Below are 26,333 nucleotides of genomic sequence, written 5' to 3'. Positions count from 1 at the left end.
CGAGAGTCTCAAGGCGCAAGTGCAGAAGCTCGGCGAGATTGAAGTGCGAATGCGCGCGGCGCCCGATGGCCAAATCTCGCTAACGGATCCGGACGCTCGCTCAATGGCTACCAGTGGGCGCGGCACGGGAATGGTCGGCTATAACGTACAAACGGCTGTAGACCTTAAGAACCACATGATCGTTGCACATGACGTCGTCAGCATTGGACATGATCGAACGCAGTTGGCGAGAATGGCAGAGATGGCGCGAGACGCAATCGGCAAAAAGAAATTGACGGCGCTTGCCGATCGGGGCTACTACAAGAGCGATGAGATTCTGCGCTGCGAAAAGCAAGGGATCAAGACGCTAGTTCCCAAACCGCTGACATCGAACAGCAAAGCAGAGGGCCGTTTCGACAAGAGAGATTTTGTTTACATTGAGGCTGAAGATGCGTACCGGTGCCCGGCAGGAGAAAAAGCGATTTGGCGCTTCAAGACGGTCGAGGCAGGATTGACAATTCACAAGTATTGGCCGTCAGCATGTCCAAGTTGCAAACTCAAGCCGCAATGCACTCAGAGCCCCTATCGAAGGATAGCGAGATGGGAACATGAGAAGGTACTTGAGGACATGCAGCGTCGCCTTGATAAGAATCCAAATACTGCAAGACTGCGACGACAGACGGTCGAACACCCATTCGGTACGCTCAAGTTCTGGATGGGATCCGCGCACTTCTTGATGAAGACCCTCCCGCGCGTGCGAACCGAGATGAGCCTTCACGTCTTAGCGTACAACCTGAAGCGAGCAATCAGTATTCTAGGCGCGTCGTCGTTGATCGAAGCGATGAAGATATGAAAGCAAGCGGCGAGTCGCCTTGATCGAAAGCGAGGCGGAATTTTCTTTGGCGACCGCACCTATCCGACCGCTCGTCGATTGACCAGGTCCGTCCGTCTGCCTCGCCGAGATGCCTCACTTGTTTTCGCACAGCCTCGACCCGTTGACGCCGTTGAAGCGGTCAAGACTCCAATGTCGCCTTTTGAATCCACAGCCGTCATTCCTTCGCCTCGATGCCGAACGTCGTGGAGAAACCCTCGTGGCCGATATGCATGTCATGGCAAAATTCCACGCATGCCAGCACCCACATATCCAACAGGCCCCTTGGAATTCGCGCGCCTCAAACGTTGCGTGACAGCGAACGTCGAGGTTTTTCATGCCCGATTCAGCCGGCACCGATTTGCCTCGCACGCACACGATACATGGGCAATTGGTGCCGTACTGAGTGGGGCGAAGGACACGTCACCGCGGGATGGCCAGACTGCGATCGTCGAAGCGGGCCAGATCTACACGCTCGCACCGGGTGTCGCGCACGCGGGACGCGGCATTGACCAACAAGGCTGCGAGTATGTGATGCTCTACGTGCCCGACGTCGAGTGGCGTATGCGTTGCGCCATCCACCGTATTGAACCCGAGGCTATCTTCAAGCCTTTGACCCATCCGAAGTTGGTGGCGGAATTCGCTGCGCTGACGCGGCGGCTCCACGCGGCATCCAACGAGGATCGTTCGTGTCATATCGAATGGTCGCTGTTTTGGGAGCGCGTGTGCGCGGCGGTGCAGCCAATCACTACACATACCGGTTCGCTTTCGTCGGCGACCGCGGAACCGTCGATTCAGAGGGTCTGCGAATATCTGCGCGCATCGTTGGATCGCAACGTTTCGCTTGCCGAACTTGCTCGCGAAGCATCGCTGTCGGTGCCTGAGTTCTGTCGCCGCTTTTCGGCTGTGTACGGCCTCAGTCCGCATCGCTATCAACTCGTGCATCGTCTCTTACGGTGCAAGCGCCTTCTCCTCGACGCGATGCCGATTGCCGAAGTCGCCATGACAACGGGGTTTGCCGACCAGAGCCACATGGGTCGGCACTTTCGCGCAATGTTTGGAATGACGCCCGGCGCAGTCGCCCGGCACGCCGGCTCAAGAACGTTCTAGATGCCGCTGAGCCTGCGCAGCTAAGGTGTGGTGATCCTTCCCTTAACCAAGACCAAGGTATTCATCATGTCCACCCGTCATTCTCGCGCCCCTTTCGTGGTTTCGTTCACTGCTTCGCATCAGCAGGAAGCCGTCAATTTGATCCTGAATATCCAGAATGTTGAGGCGGGGTTGGATATATCGCTCGACGATCAACCGGACCTGGTCGACATCGAACGAAGTTACCTGTCGGCTGGCGGCGCTTTCTGGGTCGCGCTCGATGAGCAAGAGAAAGTCGTCGGCACCATCGGCTTGATGATTCAAACGCCGGAAGTGGCGGTGCTTAAGAAGTTTTTCGTGGCCGTCGACTGGCGCGGCAAGGATAAGGATTGTGCGTCGCGACTGTATGAATCGCTGATCGCCTTCGCACGCTCGCGCGGGCTCACTACGATCGTCCTCGATACGCCCTCGAGTGCTGCCCGGTCGCACACATTTTACAGGCGCCATGGATTCGAGCAGATTTCCGGCAGCGAATTGCCCGTACAGTACGACTATCCGGACAGGGGCTCGCTACTGTTTCGATTGAGGCTGAAATGAGGGCGCACTGCATATGAGTGATCGCATATGCATGACCTAGTCGCTTCATCGGACGTATTCGCGAAAGCGGTGACAGTCAATGCCTTCTCCTAAGCAGCGGCCACCCACGAGCTGAACACAGCGGCTAGCTGAGCGTTCGCTAACCTAGCCTGCTGCACCGCTACTCTGTGCGCGTCCAGGCGCGACGCTGGCGATGGCTGTCGATTAGCCGAAATTGCCGATAACGACCAAGCGCGGAGTATCTGCTGGACGAGCACCATGTTGTCCGCTTGAGGGCTGGACAACCAACATTCGCTCGGGCCTCACAGGCAGCGAAGTAATAGACACCGCGAATAACCAGTATCTCGGTCGAAGCGCCGTTTGAATGTCGTGCGCACGCGTGAGCCGACGGCTGAATATGCTCGATTGGGCGAAGTCGCCAACGGCCGCTTATGGCATTCCAGTCCGCAAAATTGAATTCCGCTGACTGACCGTTTTGGAGAAGGTGATCTGACCGGAGTGGGTCGGGTCCGGAAGTTCGCCGCTGGTCGGGTCCAGTGATCCTCCGACTCACTGCTATTTCCGGGTTCGGCCAGGAGGCGACGCTCGTAGTGCAGGCGCAAGTCGACCGCCTACTCGCCTTAACCAGCCATTCGAGATCGAATCTCAAGCGGTTCGCTACGCAAGAAGGTACGCGGCTGTTGTTATCGCCGCTGTCGACTACCCTGGATCTTTCACGCAGAAAGGAGCGTCGGCGCAAATTCGGCCGACAGACATTCTTCAACGAAAGCAGCGAACTGACGCGCTTTACCGCTCGCCATACGCCCCGTCGGATACAGCACGGAGAGAGCTATACCCGGCAGCTTCCAGTCATCCATGACGGCGACGACCGCTCCCGATTTTAGTTCGGGAGAAAACGCCCATTCGGACGCGACGGCAAGGCCGATGTCCGAGAAGACGGCGGCGCGCAATCCCTCGGTCGCGGATATCTTCACGCGACTCTGTAGTCTGATGGACTGCTCGACGGAGTCCCTGCGGAATGTCCAGTCCTCGCCGCTGTTAATGTCGCGCGTGTAGACCACCGCGTGATGCTCGAGCAGATCTGCAGGCTTCGTCGGAATGCCGCAGCGATCAAAGTACGCGGGTGTCGCTAGTACGCGCCGGCGAGCCTCGCCGATGCGTCGGGCGGTCATGTTTGAATCGCGCAGATCACCCATTCGCAATGCCAGATCGACGCCTTCTTCGACGAGATCTATATTGCGGTCGTCAAGGAGCAGTTCGACTTCCAGGTCGGGATGCTTGCTCAGAAAGCCGGGCAACTTTGGAACGATATGCAGCCTTGCAAAGCAGACTGCGGCGGACACGCGAAGCTTTCCTGTCAGTCCCGCAGCCGTGCCCCGTGCGGCAAGCACGGCCGCGCCCGATTCCTCGACGGCACGCCTCGCACGTGTGTAGAAATTTTGCCCCGCCTCGGTTGGCGTCAACGCACGGGTCGAGCGCAGTAGCAATTTGACGCCGAGCCATTCCTCCAGTTGCGCCACGGCCTTCGACACAGCCGGCTGGCCGATGTCGAAATGGCGCGCAGCTGCGGAGAACAAGCCTGTATCGACGACGCGGATATAAATCTCGAATGCGGCAAGGCGGTCCATCGGAATTCTCCTGAGCTGCGCAGAATGGATGAGGCGCCGCGAGCGCAGGGTTCGAAGCACCAGCAAGGTGCGGCGTCTGCCGTGCCGACAGCGTACCTCACCTGGCAAGACGCATTCGATGTGGAGGCCTCATGCCCGCGTGGCGGTGGCAGCCCGCAACGCACAGCCATTCGCGTCGCCGATTTATCCCCATCTGGAATAGACCTCATCCTGATAGAGGGCTATATCCGGCCCCGCCGGTTCTTTACATTTGATCTCAACGCATCGCGTGACGCACCCGTCCCTGGGGTGCGCAACCATACTCTCAAAGGAAACATCATGACCAAGCTGTTTAGTTCCAGCAAAGTCGGCACCTATGACCTCGCTCATCGTGTCGTCCTTGCGCCTATGACCCGTCTGCGCACCATTCAGCCCGATGATATTCCCAGCCCGATGATGGCGAGCTTCTATGGTCAGCGTGCTTCGGAAGGGGGCCTCGTCATCATCGAAGCGGCGAGCATCTCACGGCAGGCGCGCTCGTATCTAGGCGCGGCAAGCATCTTCCACGACGGTCAGGACGCGGGCTGGAAGGCGATCGCCGACGCGGTGCACGCGAAGGGTGGTCGTGCGTTCCTGCAACTGATCCACGGTGGACGTCAGAGCCACGTCGAAGTCAACGACGGCGGCTCGCCCGTCGCGCCCTCGGTGGTGCCGTTCGAAGGCGTTGCGCTCACCACGGACGGGTTCGTTCCGGCGTCGCCGCACCGTGCGCTGGAAACCCACGAGATTGCGGGGATTGTCGAAGACTTCCGTCAGGCTGCGGAACGCGCGAAGAAGGCCGGCTTCGACGGTGTCGAATTGCACGGGGCCAACGGCTATCTCGTCGACCAGTTTATCCAGGACGGCACGAACCGGCGTACCGATGAATACGGTGGCCCGGTCGAGAACCGTGTGCGTTTCATGCGCGAGGCACTCGAAGCGCTGATTTCCGTGTTCGGCGCGGATCGCGTCGGGGTGCGGATCTCGCCGTCGGGCGAATGGGGCGGCGTATCCGACAGCGACCCCGAGGCGACGTTCAGCCATGTCGCCAAGGTGCTCGACTCGTACGGGATTGCCTATCTTCACGTCATCGAGCCGCGTATCAAGGGGGACGATACATTGCATCATGGCCATCCTGTCGTGGCGGCGGCGTATCTGCGTCCTCACTTCGCGGGTCCGATCATCGCGGCGGGCGGGTTCGATCGCGAAAGTGCGATCGCGGTCGTCGAGTCGGGCGTGGCCGACTTGGTTGCATTCGGACGTCACTTCTCGTCGAACCCGGATCTTCCCGCTCGCCTGGCGCGTGATCTGCCGCTCACGCCTTATGTCCGCGCGGCGTTCTGGGGAGGTAACGAAGAGAACTACTCGGACTTTCCAATGTATGAAGTGCAGCAGGCAGCAAGCCGCACTGTCCAGGATGAAGAAAGTGCCGAGGCGGTGTAACGGCTTGTTCGGGCGTTCGCGGGATGCAGCGTGACAGCAAGAAAGCCGGCCGTGCGCAGGCCGTTGCGATGCGCGGCCGGCTTCGATGGAGACATCGATCATGAGTCAAGCACAAGTGGTAGTGGACACGGATGCCGCGGCGGAAATCACGATGGTCTCGAAGGCGGCTGCAGCAACGAACGCGCTGCATGCGGGAGCCCGGGCGCCGACGTTTGCCTTGCATGACACGCTCGGCCGCCGCGTCGCGCTGGATCAACTGCTGCGCGCGGGTCCGGTCGTGCTCTATTTCCAGCGTGGTTCGTGGTGTGCATTCGGTGAAGAAAACCTCGTGCGATTTTCGGCCGTGCATGAGCGTATTGCTGCCTCGGGAGCGAGGGCGCTTGCCGTTGCTCCGCCTGGTCAATCGGACGATCGCGCTGGCGTGTTACCGATTCCCAAACTCGTCGACACCGACCTCGGCCTTGCGCGAGCGTTCGGTTTAACCTTCGATCTTCCGGAGGAACTGCGCAGTCGCTATATAGATCTGGGCTATGTACCACCCAGGATACGCAAGTCGGGCGTGTTTCTCGTCCCGGTCCCAGCGACCTACATTCTCGAGGAGGACGGCGTTGTCGTTTTTGCGCACGTCGACTTCGACTACCGAAACGGATTGGATACGGAGTCCCTGCTGAAGGGGCTCGACGCGCTTCGGGTGAAACGCAAAATTCGCGATCGAGATCGCCCGCGTGGAAGTCTTCCAGCCTTGACGGTCGTGACAAAAGCCCACGATTTCACGCACTAGTGGCGAGCGGTAAATGCCTCAGTACTAATCCGGCATCCGTCTTCGCATCCGCTTTTGGAGACTTCCTGCCAGTTGCCGCGCGAATCGCCTCGTCGTATGGACGTGCGGAGATGCAAGCGATTCCTTCTCCAAGCTGGGCATTGTCCCGGAAATTCCGGAGGTCCTGCCTTATTGACGGTCCCTTGAAAGCAAAGTGTTTCACCACTTCGTCGCCGCTTGTTGTGTTGCTTCGTCTGGGGCGGCGAAGTGGATCTTTCCACTCGACGAGGATATGGAGTTCTTATGGCTAAGCTAGGTAATAAGGTTGCCATCGTGACAGGCGGTTCGCGGGGCATCGGTGCTGCGATTGCCAGAAGATTGGCCGCGGATGGAGCACGCGTGGTGATCACGTTCTCTAAAGGCAGTGAAGCCGCTGCAACCGTGGTGAAAGCAATTGAAGCCGCTGGAGGCGAGGCGATCGCAATCCAGGCCGATGCCGCAAGCGCAGAGGCAATCAATAATGTGGTACAGCAGACGATTACCGCGTATGGCGGCCTCGACATTCTCGTCAACAATGCAGGCACAGCGATTCCAAAACCGTTTGAAGTGACGACGCTGGAGGAATTGGACCACGTGATCAACCTGAATATCCGAGGCGTGTTCCTGTCAACTCAAGCGGCTCTCAAGCACCTGAGGACTGGCGGTCGCATCATAAATATCGGCTCGTGCGTGGGCGAGCGAATGATGACGCCCGGCCTTGTTTCGTATTCTGCGACGAAGGCTGCTATACGCATGTTCACGCAAGGCCTGTCCCGCGAGGTGGGCGAACGCGCTATCACCGTCAACAATATTCAACCCGGTCCGATTGACACGGATCTCAACCCAGCAGGGGGTGATTGGGCCACGCCGCAGCTAGAGATGACTGCCCTTAAGCGGTACGGGCACGTCGACGAAATTGCGGCGATCGTCGCTTTTGTTGCTAGTGACGAGGCGGCGTATATCACCGGAGCGAATCTAACGGTTGATGGCGGAACGAATGCTTAGGCGAGAGTCAACTGACTCTCGTCGCGCAGTGAACTTGCCGTGCTTGTTACGTATCGGGCAATCACGCACGCAGATGTCGGATCACTTTGGCGCAGCGCACCATCGTTGACTGACACATCGCCATTTGCATCTTTATTGAAGTAACCAACGGCCGTTGAGCTTTCGAGGACGGCCGTTTATCTCGCAGTCGCGGAGTGGCCGAAATGGGGTCGCGTAGCGACGTTCGATGCATCGAATCCGCACATCGTGACGCTCCCAATTCTCCAATGATGCCGACTGCGTTGGAATTACCTTCATATCTTTGATGGCAAACGTCGATGGATGAGGCGGCTCGAGGAAGGGTAAACACCTAACTTCGAAGGAACAACTCTTTGCGTGGGCGAGTCGTTTCATTTTGGTTCTTCAGCCGGCCCGCACGCAGTGACGGCCCGGGCTGGGAGTCGCGTCCCACCATCGTAAACCGCTGATCTGATGGAAGATCTTGCGCCGTAAGCAACGTGTACTCGCGGTTTAGCGGTTCAACGTTCGACGAACGTAGCTCAATGTTGGGTGAACTTCGACAGTTCGTGCCCCTCCTTGAAATTGTCAAACTCGGTCCATATAATTGGCACTCACTGCACGAGAGTGCTAACAAGATTGCCGTCCGGCGAGATTGTTCTCAACGGACGGGTTTTTCCCGTGTTTTCAGTCTCAATCAAGAGGAGTGTGTATGAACCTTCGTCCTTTGCACGATCGCGTCATCGTCAAGCGTCTGGACCAGGAAACCAAGACCGCATCGGGCATCGTGATTCCGGAAGCCGCGGCTGAGAAGCCGGATCAAGGCGAAGTCCTGGCCATCGGCCCGGGCAAGCGCGATGACAAGGGCGTGCAGAACGCTCTCGACGTGAAGGTCGGCGACCGCGTTTTGTTCGGCAAGTACGCCGGCCAGACCGTCAAGGTCGACGGGCAAGAACTGCTCGTCATGCGCGAAGAAGACATCATGGCCGTTCTGGTCAAGTAAGCATCCTTCCTGCACGTTCGGCTTCGCCAACAAGCCGCAGCCCTTTCGGGCGCGCTGAGCGAAGCCAGCAAACCGAATCGAATCAAGGAGTTTGGATATGGCAGCTAAAGAAGTCACTTTTGGCGATTCCGCACGCGCCAAGATGGTCGAAGGCGTGAACATCCTGGCCAACGCGGTCAAGGTCACGCTCGGTCCGAAGGGCCGCAACGTGGTGCTCGAGCGCTCCTTCGGCGGCCCGACGGTCACCAAGGACGGTGTCTCGGTCGCGAAGGAAATCGAACTGAAGGACAAGCTCCAGAACATGGGCGCGCAAATGGTCAAGGAGGTGGCTTCCAAGACCAGCGACAACGCAGGTGACGGCACAACGACCGCTACCGTTCTGGCGCAATCCATCGTTCGCGAAGGCATGAAGTACGTCGCATCGGGCATGAACCCGATGGACCTGAAGCGCGGCATCGACAAAGCCGTCACGGCCGCGATCGATGAACTGCGCAAGATCAGCAAGCCCTGCACGACCAACAAGGAAATCGCGCAAGTCGGCTCGATCTCGGCGAACAGCGACACGTCGATCGGCGAGCGCATCGCTGAAGCGATGGACAAGGTCGGCAAGGAAGGCGTCATCACCGTCGAAGACGGCAAGTCGCTGCAAGACGAACTGGACGTCGTGGAAGGCATGCAGTTCGATCGCGGCTATCTGTCGCCGTACTTCATCAACAACCCGGACAAGCAAGTCGCCGTTCTGGAAAACCCGTTCGTGCTGCTGCACGACAAGAAGGTGTCGAACATCCGTGATCTGCTGCCGGTGCTGGAGCAAGTCGCGAAGGCTGGCCGTCCGCTGCTGATCATCGCTGAAGACGTCGAAGGCGAAGCGCTCGCAACGCTGGTCGTCAACAACATCCGCGGCATCCTGAAGACCGTCGCCGTCAAGGCTCCGGGCTTCGGCGACCGTCGCAAGGCCATGCTGGAAGACATCGCGATCCTGACCGGCGGTCAAGTGATTGCGGAAGAAACCGGCCTGACGCTCGAAAAGGCGACGTTGGCTGAACTGGGCCAGGCGAAGCGCATCGAAGTGGCCAAGGAAAACACGACGATCATCGACGGCGCTGGCGAAGCCACGAACATCGAAGCGCGCGTGAAGCAAGTGCGCAAGCAGATCGAAGAAGCAACGTCGGACTACGACCGTGAAAAGCTGCAAGAACGTGTGGCCAAACTGGCCGGCGGTGTTGCCGTGATCAAGGTCGGCGCTGCGACCGAAGTCGAAATGAAGGAAAAGAAGGCACGTGTCGAAGACGCACTGCACGCAACGCGCGCGGCTGTGGAAGAAGGCATCGTGGCTGGCGGCGGCGTCGCGCTGATCCGCGCTCGTCGTGCGATCGACGGCCTGAAGGGCGCCAACGCCGATCAGGACGCAGGTATCAAGATCGTTCTGCGTGCAATGGAAGAGCCGCTGCGCCAGATCGTCACGAACGGCGGCGAAGAAGCTTCCGTCGTGGTGGCGGCCGTTGCTCAAGGTTCGGGCAACTACGGCTACAACGCGGCGACCGGCGAGTACGGTGACCTGGTGGAAGCCGGCGTCGTTGACCCGACGAAAGTTACGCGCACCGCGCTGCAAAACGCGGCATCGGTGGCAGGCTTGCTGCTGACGACCGACGCAGCCGTTGCCGAACTGCCGAAGGAAGACGCTCCGATGCCTGGCGGCATGCCCGGCGGCATGGGCGGCATGGGCATGGACATGTAATCTGGCTTTGGCCGATTGCATCGGCGCGGGCTTCGGAAGAGGTTTCGCGCCGTGCCAAAGGAAAACCCGCAGCGATGCGGGTTTTTTGTCCATACAAACGTTATTTGTTCATCTCGTCGCGAAGTTTCTGCGCGGCCGCCTTGTAGTCGTAGGTCGGGTAAAACTCCGTGCGATAGCCGCCCCACGCGGTGCTCTCGATCGCGCGGTTCACTTCGCGCAGCCGCTCGGCGGGCACACGCAGCGTCACCACCTGTCCGATGCCCATCATCACGTACCACGACACCACTTCGACGCCCGGCGGCGGGAACTGCTTGAAGTAGCCTTGTTCTTTCAGTTGCTGGTTTATCTGCGGCAGCGTCTTCGATTCGTCATGCTTGAGGAAGATCGTCAGTAAAAACGTGCCGTCGCCTGCGGGCGTCGCGCCCGGCGGCGGCGCGGCATTCTGAGCGTGAGCGGGCAGAGCAAGGCTGAACAGCGAGGCGAGCATCGTGGCTCCAAGCAAACGGGCAATTCGTCCTGCCGGCTTATGCATCGGGGAATCTCCGTGGCGTCGAATGTGGTCAGACCTTGTGATGAATCCGCAACCGCTCCATCAGATGCAGTGCGTTGGGCTGCGCATGGCTCTCGGTGGTGTTGTCGAAGATGCACCAGACTTCAGCCGTCTTTTTCGCGCGGTTATGCAGTGTGCGGGCGAGCTCGTCGAGATAGGTGTAGCCGTAGGAAGACCTGTAGAGCTCGGGCGAGCCGTGCAGTCGCACATAGACGAGCGACGCGTCCGCGCGATGCTTGATCTCGCATTCATCGGGGATCGGATCGGCGTCCACGTATGCGATGTGATGCGCCTTCAGAAGCGCCGCTGCGTGCGTCGTGAACCAAGTATGCTCTCGCGCCTCGAACGCCACCGGCAACTTCGTGCGTTCGCGCAACGCCGCGAAAAATGACTCGGCGACGTCGTGATCGAACGGCAGGCTCGGCGGCAGTTGCACGAGCCAGCAGCCGAGTTTGTCGCCGAGTTGTCCGGCCGCCTGGAGGAATTCGTCGAGCAGGGATTCGGTATCGACGAGGCGCGCGTCGTGCGTGATCGCCTTCGGTACCTTGACCGAGAAGCGGAACGACTCGGGCACGCTCTCCGCCCAGTGTGCGTAAGTCTGCTCGCGATGCGGCTTGTAGAAACTGGAGTTGATCTCGACGCACGTCAGCACGTGCGAATAGCGTTCGAGATGCGTGCCTTCATGCGGAAAGCTCGCGGAGACGGCGCTCGACAGGCCCCAGCCCGCGCAGCCGATGCGGATCGCGCCTTGCGGGCCGGGCTTGTGCAGATGGGGCAGTCGATATGGCATGCGCTCGCGTCGCTCCCTTATTGTTCGGGTGTCAGTGTCGGGCTTCTCCGGGCAGTCCCGTTGGATCATCAGGAAGCGAGGACGTGTCGCCGTCTTCGTCGGCGTCGTTCGAGCGCGCCCAGAAGAAGCGGTCCGGCAAATACGCGCCCATGCCGGGGCGAAACGCGGCGCGCGCGGCCTGGAACACGTACTCCTGCGCCTCGCGGGCGGCCTCGGCGGGCTCCTGCCCATTCGCGAGCAGGGCGGCGACGGCGGAGCCGAGCGTATCAGTCAGGCCCATGATGCGCTGCACGCCGCGCTCCCACGTGTCCTGTCGCACTTGTCCCTCTTCGCTGTACAGCGTGTTCACGTGCCGATGCGTGCCCGTTTCCATGGCGAGCACGTACTCGCAACCTTGCGCCAGGATGTGGGAAATCGCGGAATCGAGCGTCGGCGATTCGGCGTCGCTGTCCGGCTGGGCGAGTTGCAGCAGCGTGGCATGGTCGGCAATCAGCATGGTGGTCTGCGGCACGAGCAGATCGGCAAGCGATTCGCGGAGCTCGTCGGCGGACAGCACGTGTTCGTCGTCGAGCGTGAAATCGGGCGCAAGGATCAGCGGCACATCGTCGTAGTCGGAGACGACCTCGGCGATGGCGGACACGAGCTCCGCGCGGGTCGCCGCGCCGATCTTGAACGCGGCGATCGGCATGTCCTCCAGCAACATGCGCGCCTGAGTTGCGACGGTGTCTGGATCGAGCCCGGTCACTTCATCGCAGGTCGCGGAGTCGCGCACCGCGTAGCCGGTGAGCACGGTCGCGCCGTGGCAGCCCATGCTCGCGAGCGTCAGCAGGTCGGCTTGCAGGCCCGAGCCGCCCGTGGGATCGGAAAGGCCGAAAGTGAGAACGATCGGGGGGGAGTCGCCGGTCATGGCAAAAGCGGACATTATGGTATTGGATTGCTTGAATGGACGATCGGCTTTAAGCGAACTCGTCCGCGCCTCGGGCGCGTGAGCGAATGCCCGCTCGGTCATGTCTGATTATGCGGCCTAATGCCGTCCGGCTGTTCTCTTTGCGCACTTTTTTCCGGCGCGCGGGCTCGGGGTGACGCAAGCCTGCGCGGCGCCCGTTTCGACCGATGTCACGATGCGCGCACAGCGGGCGGGCCGCTTGCTAGGCATCGACACGGCAACACGGTACCATCATGTCCTAATTTCAACCGACCAATCGACGCGGCATAAGTATGGAATACAGAAGCTGGATGTGCCTGATCTGCGGCTGGATCTACGACGAGGAGGCGGGATTGCCCGAAGAGGGCATCGCGCCGGGCACGCGCTGGGAGGACGTTCCGATCAACTGGACCTGTCCCGAATGCGGAGCCCGCAAGGAAGATTTCGAGATGGTTCAGATCTGATCTTGTCGTTCTGCCGCGCCGCATGACTCGCGTCATGCGGCGCGCGTTTTTTAGCGGACCGCGTTCGACGATGACGACGCGTGCCGCGCGTGGGCTGCCGCCGTGCGGTTTGCCTGGTTTTTTTTCGGATTTCGAGGCGTAGGGCGATTTCGTTGCGGCGATTCCGGCATCGCGCGAGTTTGGCGAACGAAGTGAAATGTGCGACAAGTCTCGTCGGACACATTCGATCCCCGCACCCGCTCGTCAAGGCATACGCTTGAAGCAGGCGTGGCGACACCGTGCGCGCCTACCGATGACGCATTTCAACCGCGTGCGACGGCGGCGTTCGATCACCGCGCCCGCGAACCGGCTTGTGAGCGCTTGTTATGACATCTCGTCCCGATCTGCCCGTTCCTTTCGAAGCCCTGCCCAATCCGCGCGGCGGATCGGTGCGCCTCGCCGAAATGGCTCTGACCGACGCGCTGCACGCGTTTCAGCGTCAGGGCGAAACCGGGGCCGCGTTGAAGCGCGCCATTGCCGCGCTGCATTCCGCGGGCTGGCTGCCCGGGCAGCGATTCGCCGAGGCGCTCGCGCTCGTCGCGCCGCTTGGCGACGACTCGGAGGGAAGCCACGCGCGCATTGCCGACGCGATCGGCGTGTTTCGCGGCGCGGTCGAGCGCCATAATCTGCGCGAGCTTTCGTGCTCGACCGTGCTTTTCGATCACTATCGCGGCCTGCATGCGCTGCTGGCCGCGCACACGCGCGTCGCGCCGGTTTCCTACGACGACCTCGCGCTCGCGGGCCGCGCGATCGCGCCGGCGACGCTGCGCGGCATTGCACCCGAGCGCCTCGCGCGGGTGCGGGCGCACTACGAGGAGACGCTGCTCAAGCTCCTGCGCGCACCGGCTGAAGAATCCGCCGATGCCTTCGCGCGCCTCGATGCCTGTCTCGACGAATTGCGCGGTTCCGATCCCTACGATTTCTGGCGGCTCGCGTCCTCGACGGTCCGTGCGTTGCGCGAGCGCGCCGAACGCACGGGCGGTGAGCTCGACCATATCGCCGACGCGAAGCGTCTCTACGCGCGCTTCAACCTCGTGCTGGCGGACCAGGCGCATGCGCTGTCGTACGCGCCCCGTTCGCTGGTGCGAGCGACGCTCGCGCTTCTGTGGCGCGATTTCGCGCTGTACGGCGCGGCGCCCGAGGACGCCGGGCACGTCGACGTGCTGCGCGACTACGGCCTGACCGTGGCGTGGCACGTCGCGGCGACGCCGGCATCGGAGGCGGCGTGGGAAGCGAGCGCCGCGCAGGCGAGCGAGGAAGCCACGCCGGACGCCGCAACCCGCGATCTCGGCGTGCTGCGCGTCAACGCGGCCGCCTACGAAGACTTCCTGCAGAGTGCGGAGACATCGATCGATGCGCTCGTCGAGCGCGGCGCGCAGGCGAGCGAGACCGGCACCGTGGACGAAGCCGCGGCGCTCTCCGCGGCTGATGCGTCGCATCGGCTGGGTGCGGCGGCCTGTGCGCTCGGCCTCGGTCATGTCGCGCTGCTGGCGGACACACTCGGTCTGGCGTGGCGGCGCGTCGCACATCATGGAGAAACCCACGCCGATGGCGCCGAGGGCGCGACGCGCGGCATCGATGCGACCGTGCCCGAGCGCGCCGCGCAAATGCTGCGCTCGATGCTGCATCAGGCGGCCGCCGGCATTGCGCCCTCCGAAGGCCGCGGCTCGATCGTCGCGCTCACCGCGATGATCGAGAAGCCGGCGCTGATCGCGCGTTAATCGTCCTCGGGCGGCGCGTCGCGCTTTGCGCCCGGTCCGCGCACGACGTCGTAGCGCGCGAGCGTGCGTTTTCTCGCGGCATCGTGATCGACAATCGGCTGCGGATAATCCGCCTCGAGCGAGAGTTTCGCAGCCTTCAGCGCGTCCGGTTTCGCAAGCCACGGCGCGTGAATATCGCGGTCCGGCAGGCCCGCGAGTTCCGGCACGTAATGCCGGATGAACTTGCCCGTCGAGTCGAATTTCCGCGATTGCGTGACCGGATTGAAGATCCGGAAGTACGGCTGCGCGTCGCATCCACTGGATGCGGCCCATTGCCAGCCACCGTTATTGTTCGAGAGCTCGAAGTCGTTCAGGTGCGCTTCGAAATACGCCTCGCCGCGCCGCCAGTCGATGCCGAGATCCTTCGTCAGAAAACTCGCGACCACCATGCGCAGCCGGTTGTGCATGTAGCCGGACGTGTTGATCTGCCGCATCGCCGCATCCACGAGCGGGTAGCCGGTCTCACCCGCGCACCACGCGGCGAAACTGGCGTCGGCGGCATCGCCGGTTTCCCAGACTATGCGGTCGTATTCCGGCTTGAACGCGCGGTGATCGCCCGGCACACCGACGTGCGGAAAATGGTGCAGCACGGAGAAATAGAACTCCCGCCAGATCAGCTCGCCGAGCCAGGTTTCCGCGCCCTTGTCGCCGTGGCGCTGCGCGTCGTGGGGGCTGGGGGCGAGCGCGCGGATCGACACCGTGCCGTGCCGCAGATGCACGCCGAGATAGCTCGGGCCCTTCAGCGCGGGGAAATCACGCGTGCGACCGTAGTCGGTCATGCGGTCGCGGAAATCGTCGAAAAGTTCGTAAGCGCCGCTCGTGCCCGCGGGAAACGCGGGGCCGTGCGCATCCGGAAAGCCGAGCGCGGCGAGCGATGGAACCGCGCATGTCACGCCAGCCGGCGGTTGCACGAGTGCGCTCAGATGATCCTCCGACGCATACGGCTTCAGCGCGTCCGGCGTGAGCGTGGCGAGCCATTTGCGCTTATACGGCGTAAAGACGGTGTAGGGCTTGCCCGCGCCTGTCATCACGTCGTCGTGATCGAAGACGGCCTGATCCCTGAACGTGAAAAAAGCGATGTCCTGACTCGCGAGTTTCTGCGCGACCGCCTCGTCGCGCGCCTTCGCGGACGGCTCGTAGTCTCGGTTGGCGAAGACCGCATCGACTCCGCATTCGCGCGCGAGCGCCGGAATATCGTGAACCGGATGACCGTGCCGCACGATCAACGCGCCACCGGCCTCGCGCAGCGTGCGATCCAGCTCGACGACGCTTGCATGGATGAACGGTACGCGCCGGTCATTTCTATCGAGCGGCGAGAGAATATCGCGATCGAAAATGAAGGCGCACAGCACGCGGCGGCACCTTGTAAGCGCATGATAGAGTGCAGCATTGTCTGCCGCGCGAAGGTCCCGCCGAAACCAGACCAAACCCACATCAAAGCCGGCCATCTCGCAGCGCCTTTGTTAAAATTCTGAATTATGTCCAAGACTTCCGATCGCATCAATTTGACGAATCAGTTCCTGATCGCCATGCCGAACATGGCGGATCCGACATTCTCAGGAACGGTGGTCTACCTTTGCGATCACACGGAGAAGGGCGCGCTCGGCCTCGTCATCAATCGGCCGACCGATATCGATCTCCAGTCGCTCTTCAATCGCATCGATCTGAAGCTCGAGATCGAGCCGCTCGTCCATTTGCCCGTGTATTTCGGCGGTCCCGTGCAGACCGAGCGCGGCTTCGTGCTGCACGAAGCGGGCGAGGGCGAGCCGTACAGTTCGTCGATGAGCGTGCCCGGCGGCCTCTCCATGACCACGTCGAAAGACGTGCTCGAAGCAGTCGCGAGCGGCAAGGGTCCCGAGCGCTTCCTGCTCACCCTCGGTCACGCCGGCTGGGGCGCGGGGCAGCTCGAAGAGGAAATCTCGAAGAACGGCTGGCTCACGGTGGAAGCCGATCCGCGCATCATCTTCGACGTGCCCGCCGAAGATCGCCTCGAAGCAGCGCTCTCGCTGCTCGGCGTGTCGCGCTCGATGTTGTCCGGCGAAGCAGGGCACGCATGAGCCGCGAAGCCACGCTGCTGGCATTCGATTACGGCGAGAAGCGTATCGGTGTGGCCGTCGGCAACACGCTCACGAAAAGCGCGCGTGCGCTCCTTACGCTGGAAAATCGCGATCGCGAATATCGCTTCGTCGAAGTGGGCAAACTGCTCGACGAGTGGAAGCCCGACGCTGTCGTGGTCGGCATGCCGATGCATCCCGACGGCACGCCTCATGCAATGAGCGCGCTCGCAAAGCGCTTCGGCAATCAGGTGAACGGCCGTTTCAACGTGCCCGTGCAATGGGTGGACGAGCGCTACTCGTCCGTCGACGCCAAAGCCGATCTGCGCGAACGCGGCGTGCGGACCAACACACGCGGCCGCTTCGACGAGATCGACGCCGAAGCCGCCCGCGTCATCCTTCAACAATACCTCGACGGACTTGCCGACGATCATGAGTTCCATTGACGCCGAGACGCTCTACCGTGCGCTCGTCGACCAGATTCGCGCCGCGTTCGGACAATCGCTTGCCGCACCCGATGGCCCCGTGCTCGCCGGCATCTACAGCGGCGGCGTGTGGCTCGCCGAGCGGCTCGCGAAGGACCTGGACGCGCCGCACTTCGGCGTGGTGAATGTCGCGCTGCATCGCGACGACTACGCGAAAAAGGGCCTGCACAGCCAGGCGCGTCCGACCGAGCTGCCTTTCGACGTGAACGGCCGTCGCATCATCCTGATCGACGATGTGCTGTCGACGGGCCGCACCGTGCGCGCGGCGATCAACGAGTTGTACGACTACGGCCGCCCGGCGTCGATCGACCTTGCGGTGCTCGCCGACCGCGGCGGGCGCGAAATGCCGATCGCGGCGCGCTTTACCGGCGGCACGGTCGAAGTGTCCGCGAACGAGGATCTCGTGCTCGCGCGCCGTGACGACAACACACTTGCGTTCACGACCGAACCGCGCGCGCACTGACGCGCACATGGCGGCTGCTTTACGTCTTTACGCTTCTTTCCAAAGAAACATCCGGGAATATCATGAACACCGCCATCCAGGGCGCTGCCGTTCCGGGCGCGCCCGCATCGGATAAATTCCGGTACGGCTTTCTCAAAGGCAACCCGCAGCTCACGAAGAACGGCGAGCTGAAGCACTTGCTGACCATCGAAGGGCTGCCGCGCTCGATCGTCACGCACATTCTCGACACCGCCGAGCAATTCGTGAGCGTGACCGACCGCGAGGTGAAGAAGGTGCCGCTTTTGCGCGGCAAGTCGGTGTTCAATCTCTTCTTCGAGAACTCGACGCGCACGCGCACCACGTTCGAAATCGCGGCCAAGCGCTTGTCGGCTGATGTGCTGAATCTGAACATCAACGCGTCGTCGACTAGCAAGGGCGAATCGCTGCTCGACACGATCAACAATCTCTCCGCGATGCACGCGGACATGTTCGTCGTGCGTCATGCGTCGAGCGGCGCGCCGTATCTGATCGCCGAGCATTGCGCGCCGCATGTGCACGTGATCAATGCAGGCGATGGCCGCCACGCGCATCCGACGCAAGGCCTGCTCGACATGTACACGATCCGCCATTACAAGCGCGATTTCACGAAGCTGCGCGTGGCGATCGTCGGCGACATTCTGCATTCGCGCGTCGCGCGCTCGGACATTCACGCGCTGACCACGCTCGGCGTGCCGGAAGTGCGCGCAATCGGACCGCGCACGCTCTTGCCGAGCAACCTCGACCAGATGGGCGTGCACGTCTACCACAATCTCGACGAAGGTCTGAAGGGCGTCGACGTGATCATCATGCTGCGCTTGCAGAACGAGCGCATGAGCGGCGCGCTCCTGCCTTCCGCACAGGAATATTTCAAGAGTTGGGGACTCACGCCCGAGCGTCTCGCGCTCGCCGCGCCCGATGCGATCGTCATGCATCCGGGCCCGATGAACCGCGGCGTGGAAATCGACTCGCAGGTGGCCGACGGCCCGCAGTCGGTGATCCTGAATCAGGTGACCTTCGGCATCGCCGTGCGCATGGCGGTGATGGGCATCGTGGCCGGCAACAGCGACTGAAGAAGACGACATGAAGATCCAGATTCAGAACGGCACGATCATCGACCCGGCCGCGGGCACGGAAGCGCGCAAGGACGTATTCATCGCGGCGGGGCGGATCGTCGGCATCGGCCAAGCGCCCGCCGATTTCAACGCGGCGAAGGTGATCGACGCGTCGGGGCTTTACATCGCGCCGGGTTTCGTCGACTTGTCCGCGCGTTTGCGCGAGCCGGGCTTCGAGCACAAGGCGACGCTCGAATCCGAAATGGCCGCCGCGATGGCAGGTGGCGTGACGAGCCTCGTGTGCCCGCCCGACACCGATCCGACGCTCGACGAGCCGGGCCTCGTCGAGATGCTCAAGTTCCGCGCGCAGAAGCTGCACCTCGCGCATGTGTATCCGCTCGGCGCGCTGACCGTCGGGTTGAAGGGCGAAACCATCACCGAAATGGTCGAGCTGACCGAAGCGGGCTGCATCGGTTTCTCGCAGGCCGATAACCCGATCGTCGATACGCGCACTTTGCAGCGCGCGCTGCAGTACGCGACCACTTACGGCTACACCGTGTGGCTGCGTCCGCAGGACGCGTACATGTCGAAGGGCGGGGTGGCTGCGAGCGGCGCGGTCGCATCGCGGCTCGGCTTGTCGGGCGTGCCGGTGGCGGCGGAAACCATCGCGCTGCATACCATCTTCGAATTGATGCGCGTGACGGGCGCGCGCGTGCATCTGTCGCATCTGTCGTCGGCGGCGGGCGTCGAGCTCGTGCGCGCGGCGAAGGCCGAAGGGCTCGCGGTGACCTGCGACGTGACGATCAATCATGTCCATCTGACCGATATCGACATCGGCTACTTCGATGCGCAGTTCCGTCTTGATCCGCCGCTGCGCTCGCAGCGCGACCGCGATGCGATCCGCGCCGGTCTCGCCGATGGCACCATCGACGCGATCTGCTCCGATCACACGCCGCTCGACGACGACGAAAAGCTCTTGCCCTTCGCCGAAGCGACGCCCGGCGCGACTGGTCTCGAACTGCTGCTGTCGCTGACGGTGAAGTGGGCGCGCGAAGCCGACGTGCCGCTCGCGAAGGCGCTCGCGCGCATTTCGTCCGCGCCCGCCGACGTGCTCAAGCTGCCCGCGGGCCGCATCACGACCGGCGCGCTCGCCGATCTCTGCGTGTTCGACGCGGCGGGCGAATGGCGCGTCGATCCGAAGAAACTGAAGAGCCAGGGCCGCAACACGCCGTTCCTCGGCTACGAACTGCCGGCGCGCGTGCGTGCGACGATCGTCGGCGGTCACGTCGCGTACGAGTGCCGCTGATCATGCGCTGCGCGTTGCGCAAGCTGCGGCTCGCCGTCCACTTGCTGTACGGCATGTGGATCGTCGCGAGGCGCTTTCCACGCGCGTCCGCGAGCGAGCGCGCCGAGATGAATCGCGTGTGGTCGCTCGAAATGTTGCGTCTTTCCGGGATGAAGCTCGTCGTGCATAACGACGAGGCGCGGCTCGATGCGGGCGTGCTCGTCGTCGGCAATCACGTTTCGTGGATCGACATCTATGTGATCAACGCGTGGCGTCCGACGCCGTTCGTCTCGAAGGCGGAGATCCGCAAGTGGCCGGTGGTCGGCTGGCTCGCGCATCAACTGGGCACGGTGTTCGTGCAGCGCGAGAAGCGCAGCGACGCGAAGCGCATCATGCACGAGCTCGCCAACCGGCTGCTCTCGGGCGAAATGATGTGCGTGTTCCCGGAAGGCACGACGACCGATGGCCAGTCGCTGCTGCCGTTTCACGCGAACATGTTTCAGGCGGCGGTGTCGGCATCGTGTCCGGTGCAGCCGATCTGCCTGATGTACGAGGACGCGCGAGGACGGCAATCGACTGCGCCCGCGTATATCGGCGATATGTCGCTCAACGATTCGCTGAACGCGCTGTTGCGCGCGGGGGCGATCACCGCGCATCTGTACGTGTGCGATCCGCTTGCGCCGGGCGCGGACCGGCGCTTGCTTGCGAGTGAAGCGCAGGCCGCGGTCGACGCGGCGCTGCAGCGCATGCGTGGTGCGCCGGCCGTCGTCGAAACGATGGCCGAGGCGGCGCTCACTTCTTCATCGAGCAGCTCACCTGCGTGACCACACGCTGCGCGGGGTCGGCCGTCATCCGCACGGCCGACAGCTTGTTGCCCCAGACGCAGCCCGAATCGAGACAGAGCACGTCATCGCGGATCATGAGGCCGAGCGCGGCCCAGTGGCCGAACACGACGGTCACGTCCTGCGTGCGGCGCCCGGGCACGTCGAACCACGGCAAATAGCCGGGCGGCGCGGCGTCGGGGGCGCCGTTGTTGGCGAATTCCATTGCGCCTTCGGGCGTGCAGAAGCGAATGCGCGTCAACGCGTTGTAGATCACGCGCAGGCGATCCGCGCCCTTCAGACTGTCTTCCCAGCGATGCGGCTCGTTGCCGTAGAGCGCCGCGAGCGTTTCTTTCCAGTTCGGGGCGCGCAATGCCTGCTCGAGTTCGTGCGCGAGCTCCACTGTCGTCGCCGCGTCCCATTGCGGCAGTACGCCCGCGTGCACCATCAGGATGTCGTTCTCGAAATGTGCGACGGGCTTGTGGCGGACCCATTCGATGAGATCGGCGGCGTCGGGTGCGTTCAGGATGTCATCGAGCGTGTCGCCTTTTTTCGGCTTGCGCAAGCCGGCCGCGACGGAGAGCAGGTTCAGGTCATGGTTGCCGAGCACGACGGTCGCTCGCGAGCCGTGCGCGATCACCTCGCGCAGTGTTTGCAGCGATTTCGGACCGCGGTTGATCAGGTCGCCCGCGAACCAGAGCGGGGTGTCTGACGCGGGTGCGGCTTTTTTCAGGAGGCGTTGGAACGGATCGCAGCAGCCTTGGAGATCGCCGAAGACGAGCGGGGCAAGGGAAGCGTCGATGCTGGAGGTCAGGGCGTCGGTCATCGAAAATTACGGGTTCCGAAGGGAGCCGCGAACCGGCTCGAATGCGGGATATCCGCGCATTATGAAACAGGCGATGAATACTGTGCGGTCAGACAATAACGGGATGGCCGCTAAATGACACCTTTTGCAACGCGGTGCAACCATAAATAGCTAGCTGTATCAAGTTGTTAGTCGTGTAGTTTTTGCATGGCATGGCCTTATAATTAGCGGTTGACCGAAAGGCGACGAAGAGCAGCTTCGGGTCGGTCATAGATTCCGACCTCTCCGAAAACAGCGCCGGCAGGCAAGTTTTTCCAAAATCGAACATGCTTCGGCTTCGCAAGCTGGCTGAAGTCAGCAAAGAGGGCTATTTATGATTCTCGTGACGGGCGGCGCCGGTTTTATCGGCGCCAATTTTGTTCTGGATTGGCTCAACGCTTCGGATGAACCCGTTCTCAACGTCGACAAGCTGACGTACGCGGGCAATTTGGGAACGCTCAAGTCGCTCAAGGACGACGACCGTCATGTGTTCGCACGCGCGGACATTTGCGACCGCGCTGCGATCGATGCGCTACTGGCCAAACACAAGCCGCGGGCAATCCTGCATTTCGCGGCGGAAAGCCACGTCGACCGTTCGATTCATGGCCCGGCCGATTTCGTGCAGACGAATGTCGTCGGCACTTTCACGCTGCTCGAAGCCGCGCGCATGTACTGGTGCAAGCTGACCGAAGACGAAAAGCAGGGGTTCAGCTTCCTGCACGTATCGACGGACGAAGTCTTCGGCTCGCTGTCCGCCACAGATCCGCAGTTCTCGGAAACCACGCCCTATGCGCCCAACAGCCCGTATTCGGCCACGAAGGCGGGCTCGGATCATCTGGTGCGCGCGTATCACCATACTTACGGCCTGCCGGTCCTCACGACCAACTGTTCGAACAATTACGGCCCGTACCAGTTCCCCGAGAAGCTGATTCCGCTGATGATCGCGAATGCTCTGGCGGGCAAGCCGTTGCCGGTTTATGGCGATGGCCAGAACGTGCGCGACTGGCTGTACGTGGGCGACCATTGCTCCGCGATCCGCGAAGTGCTCGCGCGTGGCGCGCTCGGCGAAACGTACAACGTCGGCGGCTGGAACGAGAAGAAGAACCTCGATGTCGTGCACACGCTGTGCGACCTGCTGGACAAAGCGAAACCGAAGTCGAGCGGCTCCTATCGCGATCAGATCACCTACGTGAAGGATCGTCCCGGTCACGACCGCCGCTACGCGATCGATGCGCGGAAGCTGGAGCGCGAACTGGGCTGGAAGCCGGCCGAAACCTTCGAAACCGGTCTCGCGAAGACGGTTCAGTGGTATTTGGACAATCAGGCGTGGGCCAACGAGGTGGCTTCCGGCGAGTACCGGAAGTGGGTCGAGACGAACTACGCGCAGCGTGCGTGAGGAGCTGAACATGGCGCGTAAAGGCATTATCCTCGCCGGCGGGTCCGGCACGCGGCTCTATCCGATCACCCATGCGGTGTCGAAGCAGTTGCTGCCTGTCTACGACAAACCGATGATCTACTATCCGCTATCCACGCTGATGATCGCAGGCATTCGTGACGTCCTCGTGATCTCGACGCCGCAGGACACGCCGCGTTTCGAGTCGATGCTCGGCGACGGCAGCCAGTGGGGCATGAACATTCAGTATGCGGTGCAGCCGTCGCCGGACGGGCTCGCGCAGGCGTTCATCATCGGGCGCGAATTTGTCGGCAATGAACCGTCGGCGCTCATTCTCGGCGACAACATCTTCTACGGGCACGATCTCGCCAAGCAACTCGAGAGCGCGGACACGCGCACCGACGGCGCGACGGTCTTCGCCTACCACGTGCACGATCCCGAGCGCTACGGCGTAGTCGAATTTGACCAGCAGTTCCGCGCGCTGTCGATCGAGGAAAAGCCCGCGAAGCCGCGTTCGAACTACGCGGTGACGGGTCTTTATTTCTACGATAACCAGGTGTGCGACATCGCCGCGGACATCAAGCCGTCCGCGCGCGGCGAACTCGAAATCACCGACGTCAATTCGCGCTATCTGGAACAGAAGAAGCTCGATGTCGAGATCATGGGGCGTGGTTACGCGTGGCTCGACACGGGCACGCACGAGTCGCTGATCGAAGCGGCGACCTTCATCGCGACATTGCAGAAGCGCCAGGGTCTCGTGGTGGCGTGTCCCGAGGAAATCGCTTACCGGAAGCGCTGGATCGGCGAGGAGCAATTGCTCGCGCTCGCGAAGCCGCTTTCGAAGAACGCCTACGGTCAATATTTGCTCAATCTTCCCAAGGATCAAGTCGCATGGCCATCCAGGTAACGGCAACGGCGTTGCCCGAAGTCAAGATCATCGAGCCGAAAGTGTTCGGCGATGCGCGTGGCTTCTTTTACGAGAGCTTCAACGCGCGTGAATTCGCGGAGCATGTCGAGAGCGGCGTCGAGTTCGTGCAGGACAATCATTCGCGCTCGGCGAAGGGCGTGCTGCGCGGACTGCACTATCAGATTCAGCATGCGCAGGGCAAGCTCGTGCGCGTCGTGGAAGGCGAAGTGTTCGACGTTGCGGTCGATATCCGCCAGAGCTCGCCGAATTTCGGCAAGTGGGTCGGCGTTAACCTGTCGGAGGAAAACCACCGGCAGTTGTGGGTGCCGCCGGGCTTCGCGCATGGCTTCGTCGTGTTGTCGGAGTCGGCGCAGTTTCTCTACAAGACGACCGACTACTGGTTCCAGGCGCACGAGCGCAGCATCGTGTGGAACGACCCCGAGATCGGCATCGAATGGCCGATCGACTTCGAGCCCCTGCTCGCGGCGAAGGATGCGGCGGGCAAGCGGTTGGCTGAAGCCGAGGTGTTTGCATGAGGATTCTGGTCACCGGCGCAAACGGGCAGGTCGGCTGGGAGGTTGCGCGCAGCGCGTCGGTGCTCGGCGAGGTCATCGCGTGCGATCGCGCCCGTTTCGATCTCTCGCAGCCGCAGACGCTGCAGGCCGCGCTCGACGAAATCCGGCCCGATGTCATCGTCAATGCCGCGGCTTACACCGCGGTCGATCGCGCGGAGCAGGAAGAGGCGCTCGCCAATGTGATCAATGGCGAAGCGGTGTCGGAGCTGGCCCGATGGGCGCGCAAGGCGAAGGCCCTGCTGATCCATTACTCCACCGACTATGTGTTCGACGGCACGAGCGACCGTCCATATGTCGAGTCGGCGCCCACTTGCCCGCTGAACGCCTATGGCCGCAGCAAGCTGCTGGGTGAAGAGGCGCTGGAGGCGGAGGGCGGCGTTTATCTGTGCTTCCGCACGACCTGGGTGTACGGCGCGCGCGGCAAGAACTTCATGCTGACGATGCTTCGCCTCGCACAGGAGCGCGAAGCGTTGCGAGTCGTCGCCGATCAGTTCGGAGCGCCGACATCCGCACGCCTGATCGCCGACCTCACCGCGCATGCCGTCGCCGGGGCAATGCGCGAACGGGCGCAAGGCGCGTTCGCGAGCGGTCTCTACAATATGACGGCGTCGGGCAGGACCAGCTGGCACGAGTTTGCATCGTCGATCATCGAGACGGCGCGCACGCTCACCAGCGAAGGCACGATCAAGACGACGAGTATCGAGGCGATTCCGGCCGACGCCTATCCGGTGCCGGCGAAGCGGCCGGCCAATTCGAGTCTTGACGGCGCGGCATTCGATGCACGATTCAGGTTGCACCGTCCCGATTGGCGAGTCTCGATGGTTCAGGCGATACGCGACGCACTGTCAGTGTGATTCGCAGGCATCTCCTGAACCGTCAGTCTTTCAACTTAGAGGACGTATGCGTCGCATCAATCCCGCCAGTCCATTGTCCGTGATTCATTCACTGGTGACGGAACGCGGCCTGATTCTGCAGTTTGTGAAACGCGAAGTCGCTGGCCGCTACAAAGGTTCCTTTCTCGGCGTTTTCTGGTCGTTCGTCAATCCGCTGCTTCTTTTGAGCGTGTATACGTTCGTCTTCGGTGTCGTGTTCAAGTCGCGCTGGCGTCCGACTTCGACCGATCACTTCGAATTTGCCGTGGTTATGTTCGTCGGCATGCTGACGCACGGACTGCTGGCGGAATGCCTGACGCGCTCGCCGGGGCTGGTCGTGTCGAACTCGAACTTCGTCAAGCGCGTGGTTTTTCCGCTCGAAGCGTTGACGTGGATCACCATCGGAACCGCGCTCTTTCATCTGTTCATCGCATCGATCATTCTCGTCGGCGCGATCCTCGCGTGGCAGCAGCATATTCCCGCGACCGCGCTGCTCGCCCCGCTCATTCTGGTTCCCTACATCTTCGCGATCGCCGGCGTCACGTGGTTCATGATGTCGCTCGGCGTTTTCCTGCGCGACATCGGGCAGGTCGTCGGCATTTTCACGTCGCTCCTGATGTTCCTGTCGCCGGTTTTCTATCCGATCGCCTCGGTGCCTGAAGCGTTCCGGCCGATCATCTATCTGAATCCGTTGACCTTCATCATCGAGCAGATGCGCAACGTGCTGATCTGGGGACATGCTCCGGACTGGGCGGGTCTCGCCATCTATCTTGTGTGCGGATACCTCTTTGCATGGGCAGGCCTCTGGTGGTTCGAGCGGACGCGTCCCGGCTTTGCCGACGTCTTGTGATGGCTTTCATACAAACCGC

The 26,333-nt window shown here is 62.0% G+C and carries 27 protein-coding genes; 21 read left to right on the top strand and 6 right to left on the bottom strand.

Translation table 11 applies throughout. From position 1 onward, the window contains the following. The 3 genes from NCT32_RS10805 to NCT32_RS10795 all read left to right on the top strand — a co-directional run. A partial coding sequence (locus tag NCT32_RS10805; RefSeq protein WP_250490231.1) for a transposase occupies positions 1 to 832 on the top strand: 832 nt, incomplete at its 5' end. 303 nt (positions 833 to 1,135) lie between these two features. After that, on the top strand, positions 1,136 to 1,960 hold the full coding sequence (locus tag NCT32_RS10800) for an AraC family transcriptional regulator (RefSeq protein WP_250490230.1): 825 nt from the start codon (positions 1,136 to 1,138) through the stop codon (positions 1,958 to 1,960). A gap of 66 nt (positions 1,961 to 2,026) precedes the next feature. Then, entirely contained in the window at positions 2,027 to 2,536 is a 510-nt protein-coding gene (locus tag NCT32_RS10795; protein ID WP_250490229.1) for a GNAT family N-acetyltransferase, read from the top strand. A gap of 713 nt (positions 2,537 to 3,249) precedes the next feature. On the opposite strand, the gene NCT32_RS10790 is transcribed toward NCT32_RS10795, so the two are convergent. Further along, positions 3,250 to 4,164, bottom strand: a complete 915-nt coding sequence (locus NCT32_RS10790; RefSeq protein WP_250490228.1) for a LysR family transcriptional regulator — start codon at positions 4,162 to 4,164, stop codon at positions 3,250 to 3,252. A gap of 318 nt (positions 4,165 to 4,482) precedes the next feature. Between NCT32_RS10790 and NCT32_RS10785 the strand changes: the two genes are divergently transcribed. The 5 genes from NCT32_RS10785 (at position 4,483) to groL (ending at position 10,167) form a co-directional block, all read left to right on the top strand. Further along, on the top strand, positions 4,483 to 5,625 hold the full coding sequence (locus NCT32_RS10785) for an alkene reductase (RefSeq protein ID WP_250490233.1): 1,143 nt from the start codon (positions 4,483 to 4,485) through the stop codon (positions 5,623 to 5,625). Between the two features lie 100 nt (positions 5,626 to 5,725). After that, positions 5,726 to 6,406 carry a peroxiredoxin-like family protein gene (locus tag NCT32_RS10780; RefSeq protein ID WP_250490227.1) on the top strand — a complete coding sequence of 227 codons (681 nt, stop codon included), beginning with the start codon at positions 5,726 to 5,728 and terminating at the stop codon, positions 6,404 to 6,406. Between the two features lie 282 nt (positions 6,407 to 6,688). Continuing rightward, entirely contained in the window at positions 6,689 to 7,429 is a 741-nt protein-coding gene (locus NCT32_RS10775) for an SDR family NAD(P)-dependent oxidoreductase (protein WP_250490226.1), read from the top strand. A gap of 709 nt (positions 7,430 to 8,138) precedes the next feature. Beyond that, positions 8,139 to 8,429 carry a co-chaperone GroES gene (locus tag NCT32_RS10770; RefSeq protein ID WP_035500852.1) on the top strand — a complete coding sequence of 97 codons (291 nt, stop codon included), beginning with the start codon at positions 8,139 to 8,141 and terminating at the stop codon, positions 8,427 to 8,429. 97 nt (positions 8,430 to 8,526) lie between these two features. After that, positions 8,527 to 10,167 carry a chaperonin GroEL gene (gene groL, locus NCT32_RS10765; protein WP_250490225.1) on the top strand — a complete coding sequence of 547 codons (1,641 nt, stop codon included), beginning with the start codon at positions 8,527 to 8,529 and terminating at the stop codon, positions 10,165 to 10,167. A gap of 100 nt (positions 10,168 to 10,267) precedes the next feature. Here groL and NCT32_RS10760 read toward each other — a convergent pair whose 3' ends face one another. From NCT32_RS10760 to NCT32_RS10750, 3 genes are all read right to left on the bottom strand, one after another. Beyond that, on the bottom strand, positions 10,268 to 10,654 hold the full coding sequence (locus NCT32_RS10760; protein ID WP_250490224.1) for a hypothetical protein: 387 nt from the start codon (positions 10,652 to 10,654) through the stop codon (positions 10,268 to 10,270). Between the two features lie 73 nt (positions 10,655 to 10,727). Next, complete coding sequence (locus tag NCT32_RS10755) at positions 10,728 to 11,507, bottom strand: DUF72 domain-containing protein (RefSeq protein WP_250490223.1); 780 nt, start codon at positions 11,505 to 11,507, stop codon at positions 10,728 to 10,730. A gap of 31 nt (positions 11,508 to 11,538) precedes the next feature. Further along, on the bottom strand, positions 11,539 to 12,414 hold the full coding sequence (locus NCT32_RS10750) for a hydroxymethylpyrimidine/phosphomethylpyrimidine kinase (protein ID WP_061119341.1): 876 nt from the start codon (positions 12,412 to 12,414) through the stop codon (positions 11,539 to 11,541). A gap of 311 nt (positions 12,415 to 12,725) precedes the next feature. On the opposite strand from NCT32_RS10750, the gene NCT32_RS10745 reads away from it, so the two are divergent. Both NCT32_RS10745 and NCT32_RS10740 read left to right on the top strand, forming a co-directional pair. Beyond that, entirely contained in the window at positions 12,726 to 12,896 is a 171-nt protein-coding gene (locus NCT32_RS10745) for a rubredoxin (RefSeq protein ID WP_025527884.1), read from the top strand. A gap of 365 nt (positions 12,897 to 13,261) precedes the next feature. Next, positions 13,262 to 14,656, top strand: a complete 1,395-nt coding sequence (locus NCT32_RS10740) for a hypothetical protein (protein WP_250490222.1) — start codon at positions 13,262 to 13,264, stop codon at positions 14,654 to 14,656. On the opposite strand, the gene NCT32_RS10735 is transcribed toward NCT32_RS10740, so the two are convergent. After that, positions 14,653 to 16,143, bottom strand: a complete 1,491-nt coding sequence (locus NCT32_RS10735) for a deoxyribodipyrimidine photo-lyase (RefSeq protein WP_250490221.1) — start codon at positions 16,141 to 16,143, stop codon at positions 14,653 to 14,655. The genes NCT32_RS10740 and NCT32_RS10735 overlap by 4 nt on opposite strands. A gap of 30 nt (positions 16,144 to 16,173) precedes the next feature. On the opposite strand from NCT32_RS10735, the gene NCT32_RS10730 reads away from it, so the two are divergent. From NCT32_RS10730 to NCT32_RS10705, 6 genes are all read left to right on the top strand, one after another. Then, positions 16,174 to 16,752, top strand: coding sequence for a YqgE/AlgH family protein (locus tag NCT32_RS10730; protein WP_061119338.1), 579 nt, complete (start codon positions 16,174 to 16,176; stop codon positions 16,750 to 16,752). Beyond that, positions 16,749 to 17,195 carry a Holliday junction resolvase RuvX gene (ruvX, locus tag NCT32_RS10725; protein ID WP_250477012.1) on the top strand — a complete coding sequence of 149 codons (447 nt, stop codon included), beginning with the start codon at positions 16,749 to 16,751 and terminating at the stop codon, positions 17,193 to 17,195. The genes NCT32_RS10730 and ruvX overlap by 4 nt, the downstream gene beginning before the upstream one ends. After that, the gene (gene pyrR, locus NCT32_RS10720; RefSeq protein WP_061119336.1) at positions 17,182 to 17,697 is read left to right on the top strand and encodes a bifunctional pyr operon transcriptional regulator/uracil phosphoribosyltransferase PyrR; all 516 of its coding nucleotides are present in this window, start codon (positions 17,182 to 17,184) and stop codon (positions 17,695 to 17,697) included. The genes ruvX and pyrR overlap by 14 nt, the downstream gene beginning before the upstream one ends. A gap of 62 nt (positions 17,698 to 17,759) precedes the next feature. Further along, complete coding sequence (locus NCT32_RS10715) at positions 17,760 to 18,785, top strand: aspartate carbamoyltransferase catalytic subunit (protein ID WP_250490220.1); 1,026 nt, start codon at positions 17,760 to 17,762, stop codon at positions 18,783 to 18,785. Between the two features lie 10 nt (positions 18,786 to 18,795). Continuing rightward, positions 18,796 to 20,073, top strand: coding sequence for a dihydroorotase (locus NCT32_RS10710; RefSeq protein WP_250490219.1), 1,278 nt, complete (start codon positions 18,796 to 18,798; stop codon positions 20,071 to 20,073). Between the two features lie 2 nt (positions 20,074 to 20,075). Beyond that, entirely contained in the window at positions 20,076 to 20,876 is an 801-nt protein-coding gene (locus tag NCT32_RS10705) for a 1-acyl-sn-glycerol-3-phosphate acyltransferase (protein WP_250490218.1), read from the top strand. On the opposite strand, the gene NCT32_RS10700 is transcribed toward NCT32_RS10705, so the two are convergent. Further along, on the bottom strand, positions 20,845 to 21,699 hold the full coding sequence (locus NCT32_RS10700; protein WP_250490217.1) for a symmetrical bis(5'-nucleosyl)-tetraphosphatase: 855 nt from the start codon (positions 21,697 to 21,699) through the stop codon (positions 20,845 to 20,847). The genes NCT32_RS10705 and NCT32_RS10700 overlap by 32 nt on opposite strands. Positions 21,700 to 22,051: 352 nt before the next feature. Here NCT32_RS10700 and rfbB point away from each other — a divergent pair, with 352 nt between their 5' ends. The 5 genes from rfbB to NCT32_RS10675 are packed head-to-tail and all read left to right on the top strand — an operon-like array spanning position 22,052 to position 26,314. Beyond that, positions 22,052 to 23,113: a dTDP-glucose 4,6-dehydratase gene (gene rfbB / locus NCT32_RS10695; protein WP_250490216.1), complete on the top strand. Its 1,062-nt coding sequence runs from the start codon at positions 22,052 to 22,054 to the stop codon at positions 23,111 to 23,113. A gap of 10 nt (positions 23,114 to 23,123) precedes the next feature. Continuing rightward, on the top strand, positions 23,124 to 24,017 hold the full coding sequence (gene rfbA / locus NCT32_RS10690) for a glucose-1-phosphate thymidylyltransferase RfbA (protein ID WP_250490215.1): 894 nt from the start codon (positions 23,124 to 23,126) through the stop codon (positions 24,015 to 24,017). After that, positions 24,002 to 24,553, top strand: a complete 552-nt coding sequence (rfbC, locus tag NCT32_RS10685; protein WP_250490214.1) for a dTDP-4-dehydrorhamnose 3,5-epimerase — start codon at positions 24,002 to 24,004, stop codon at positions 24,551 to 24,553. Before rfbA ends, rfbC begins: the two co-directional genes overlap by 16 nt. Then, positions 24,550 to 25,446 (top strand): dTDP-4-dehydrorhamnose reductase, encoded by an 897-nt coding sequence (gene rfbD / locus NCT32_RS10680; RefSeq protein WP_250490213.1) that lies wholly within the window; start codon positions 24,550 to 24,552, stop codon positions 25,444 to 25,446. Before rfbC ends, rfbD begins: the two co-directional genes overlap by 4 nt. A 46-nt stretch (positions 25,447 to 25,492) precedes the next feature. Further along, positions 25,493 to 26,314 (top strand): ABC transporter permease, encoded by an 822-nt coding sequence (locus NCT32_RS10675; RefSeq protein WP_250490212.1) that lies wholly within the window; start codon positions 25,493 to 25,495, stop codon positions 26,312 to 26,314. The last annotated feature ends 19 nt before the right edge of the window (positions 26,315 to 26,333 follow it).

The organism is Caballeronia sp. INML2 (assembly GCF_023631365.1).
GTDB classification, from domain to species: domain Bacteria; phylum Pseudomonadota; class Gammaproteobacteria; order Burkholderiales; family Burkholderiaceae; genus Caballeronia; species Caballeronia turbans.
Note: the sequence above shows the minus strand (reverse complement) of the source record. Positions and strands in the feature narration are given on the sequence as shown.

Coding starts and splice junctions, on each gene's coding strand:
- NCT32_RS10770 (WP_035500852.1), top strand. CDS start 8,139: ATGAACCTTCGTCCTTTGCACGATCGCGTCATCGTCAAGCGTCTGGAC.
- rfbD (WP_250490213.1), top strand. CDS start 24,550: ATGAGGATTCTGGTCACCGGCGCAAACGGGCAGGTCGGCTGGGAGGTT.
- NCT32_RS10705 (WP_250490218.1), top strand. CDS start 20,076: ATGCGCTGCGCGTTGCGCAAGCTGCGGCTCGCCGTCCACTTGCTGTAC.
- NCT32_RS10755 (WP_250490223.1), bottom strand. CDS start 11,507: ATGCCATATCGACTGCCCCATCTGCACAAGCCCGGCCCGCAAGGCGCG.
- NCT32_RS10795 (WP_250490229.1), top strand. CDS start 2,027: ATGTCCACCCGTCATTCTCGCGCCCCTTTCGTGGTTTCGTTCACTGCT.
- rfbC (WP_250490214.1), top strand. CDS start 24,002: ATGGCCATCCAGGTAACGGCAACGGCGTTGCCCGAAGTCAAGATCATC.
- NCT32_RS10700 (WP_250490217.1), bottom strand. CDS start 21,699: ATGACCGACGCCCTGACCTCCAGCATCGACGCTTCCCTTGCCCCGCTC.
- pyrR (WP_061119336.1), top strand. CDS start 17,182: ATGAGTTCCATTGACGCCGAGACGCTCTACCGTGCGCTCGTCGACCAG.
- rfbA (WP_250490215.1), top strand. CDS start 23,124: ATGGCGCGTAAAGGCATTATCCTCGCCGGCGGGTCCGGCACGCGGCTC.
- ruvX (WP_250477012.1), top strand. CDS start 16,749: ATGAGCCGCGAAGCCACGCTGCTGGCATTCGATTACGGCGAGAAGCGT.
- NCT32_RS10715 (WP_250490220.1), top strand. CDS start 17,760: ATGAACACCGCCATCCAGGGCGCTGCCGTTCCGGGCGCGCCCGCATCG.
- NCT32_RS10740 (WP_250490222.1), top strand. CDS start 13,262: ATGACATCTCGTCCCGATCTGCCCGTTCCTTTCGAAGCCCTGCCCAAT.
- NCT32_RS10750 (WP_061119341.1), bottom strand. CDS start 12,414: ATGACCGGCGACTCCCCCCCGATCGTTCTCACTTTCGGCCTTTCCGAT.
- rfbB (WP_250490216.1), top strand. CDS start 22,052: ATGATTCTCGTGACGGGCGGCGCCGGTTTTATCGGCGCCAATTTTGTT.
- NCT32_RS10710 (WP_250490219.1), top strand. CDS start 18,796: ATGAAGATCCAGATTCAGAACGGCACGATCATCGACCCGGCCGCGGGC.
- NCT32_RS10790 (WP_250490228.1), bottom strand. CDS start 4,164: ATGGACCGCCTTGCCGCATTCGAGATTTATATCCGCGTCGTCGATACA.
- groL (WP_250490225.1), top strand. CDS start 8,527: ATGGCAGCTAAAGAAGTCACTTTTGGCGATTCCGCACGCGCCAAGATG.
- NCT32_RS10735 (WP_250490221.1), bottom strand. CDS start 16,143: ATGGCCGGCTTTGATGTGGGTTTGGTCTGGTTTCGGCGGGACCTTCGC.
- NCT32_RS10760 (WP_250490224.1), bottom strand. CDS start 10,654: ATGCTCGCCTCGCTGTTCAGCCTTGCTCTGCCCGCTCACGCTCAGAAT.
- NCT32_RS10785 (WP_250490233.1), top strand. CDS start 4,483: ATGACCAAGCTGTTTAGTTCCAGCAAAGTCGGCACCTATGACCTCGCT.
- NCT32_RS10675 (WP_250490212.1), top strand. CDS start 25,493: ATGCGTCGCATCAATCCCGCCAGTCCATTGTCCGTGATTCATTCACTG.
- NCT32_RS10745 (WP_025527884.1), top strand. CDS start 12,726: ATGGAATACAGAAGCTGGATGTGCCTGATCTGCGGCTGGATCTACGAC.
- NCT32_RS10780 (WP_250490227.1), top strand. CDS start 5,726: ATGAGTCAAGCACAAGTGGTAGTGGACACGGATGCCGCGGCGGAAATC.
- NCT32_RS10730 (WP_061119338.1), top strand. CDS start 16,174: ATGTCCAAGACTTCCGATCGCATCAATTTGACGAATCAGTTCCTGATC.
- NCT32_RS10775 (WP_250490226.1), top strand. CDS start 6,689: ATGGCTAAGCTAGGTAATAAGGTTGCCATCGTGACAGGCGGTTCGCGG.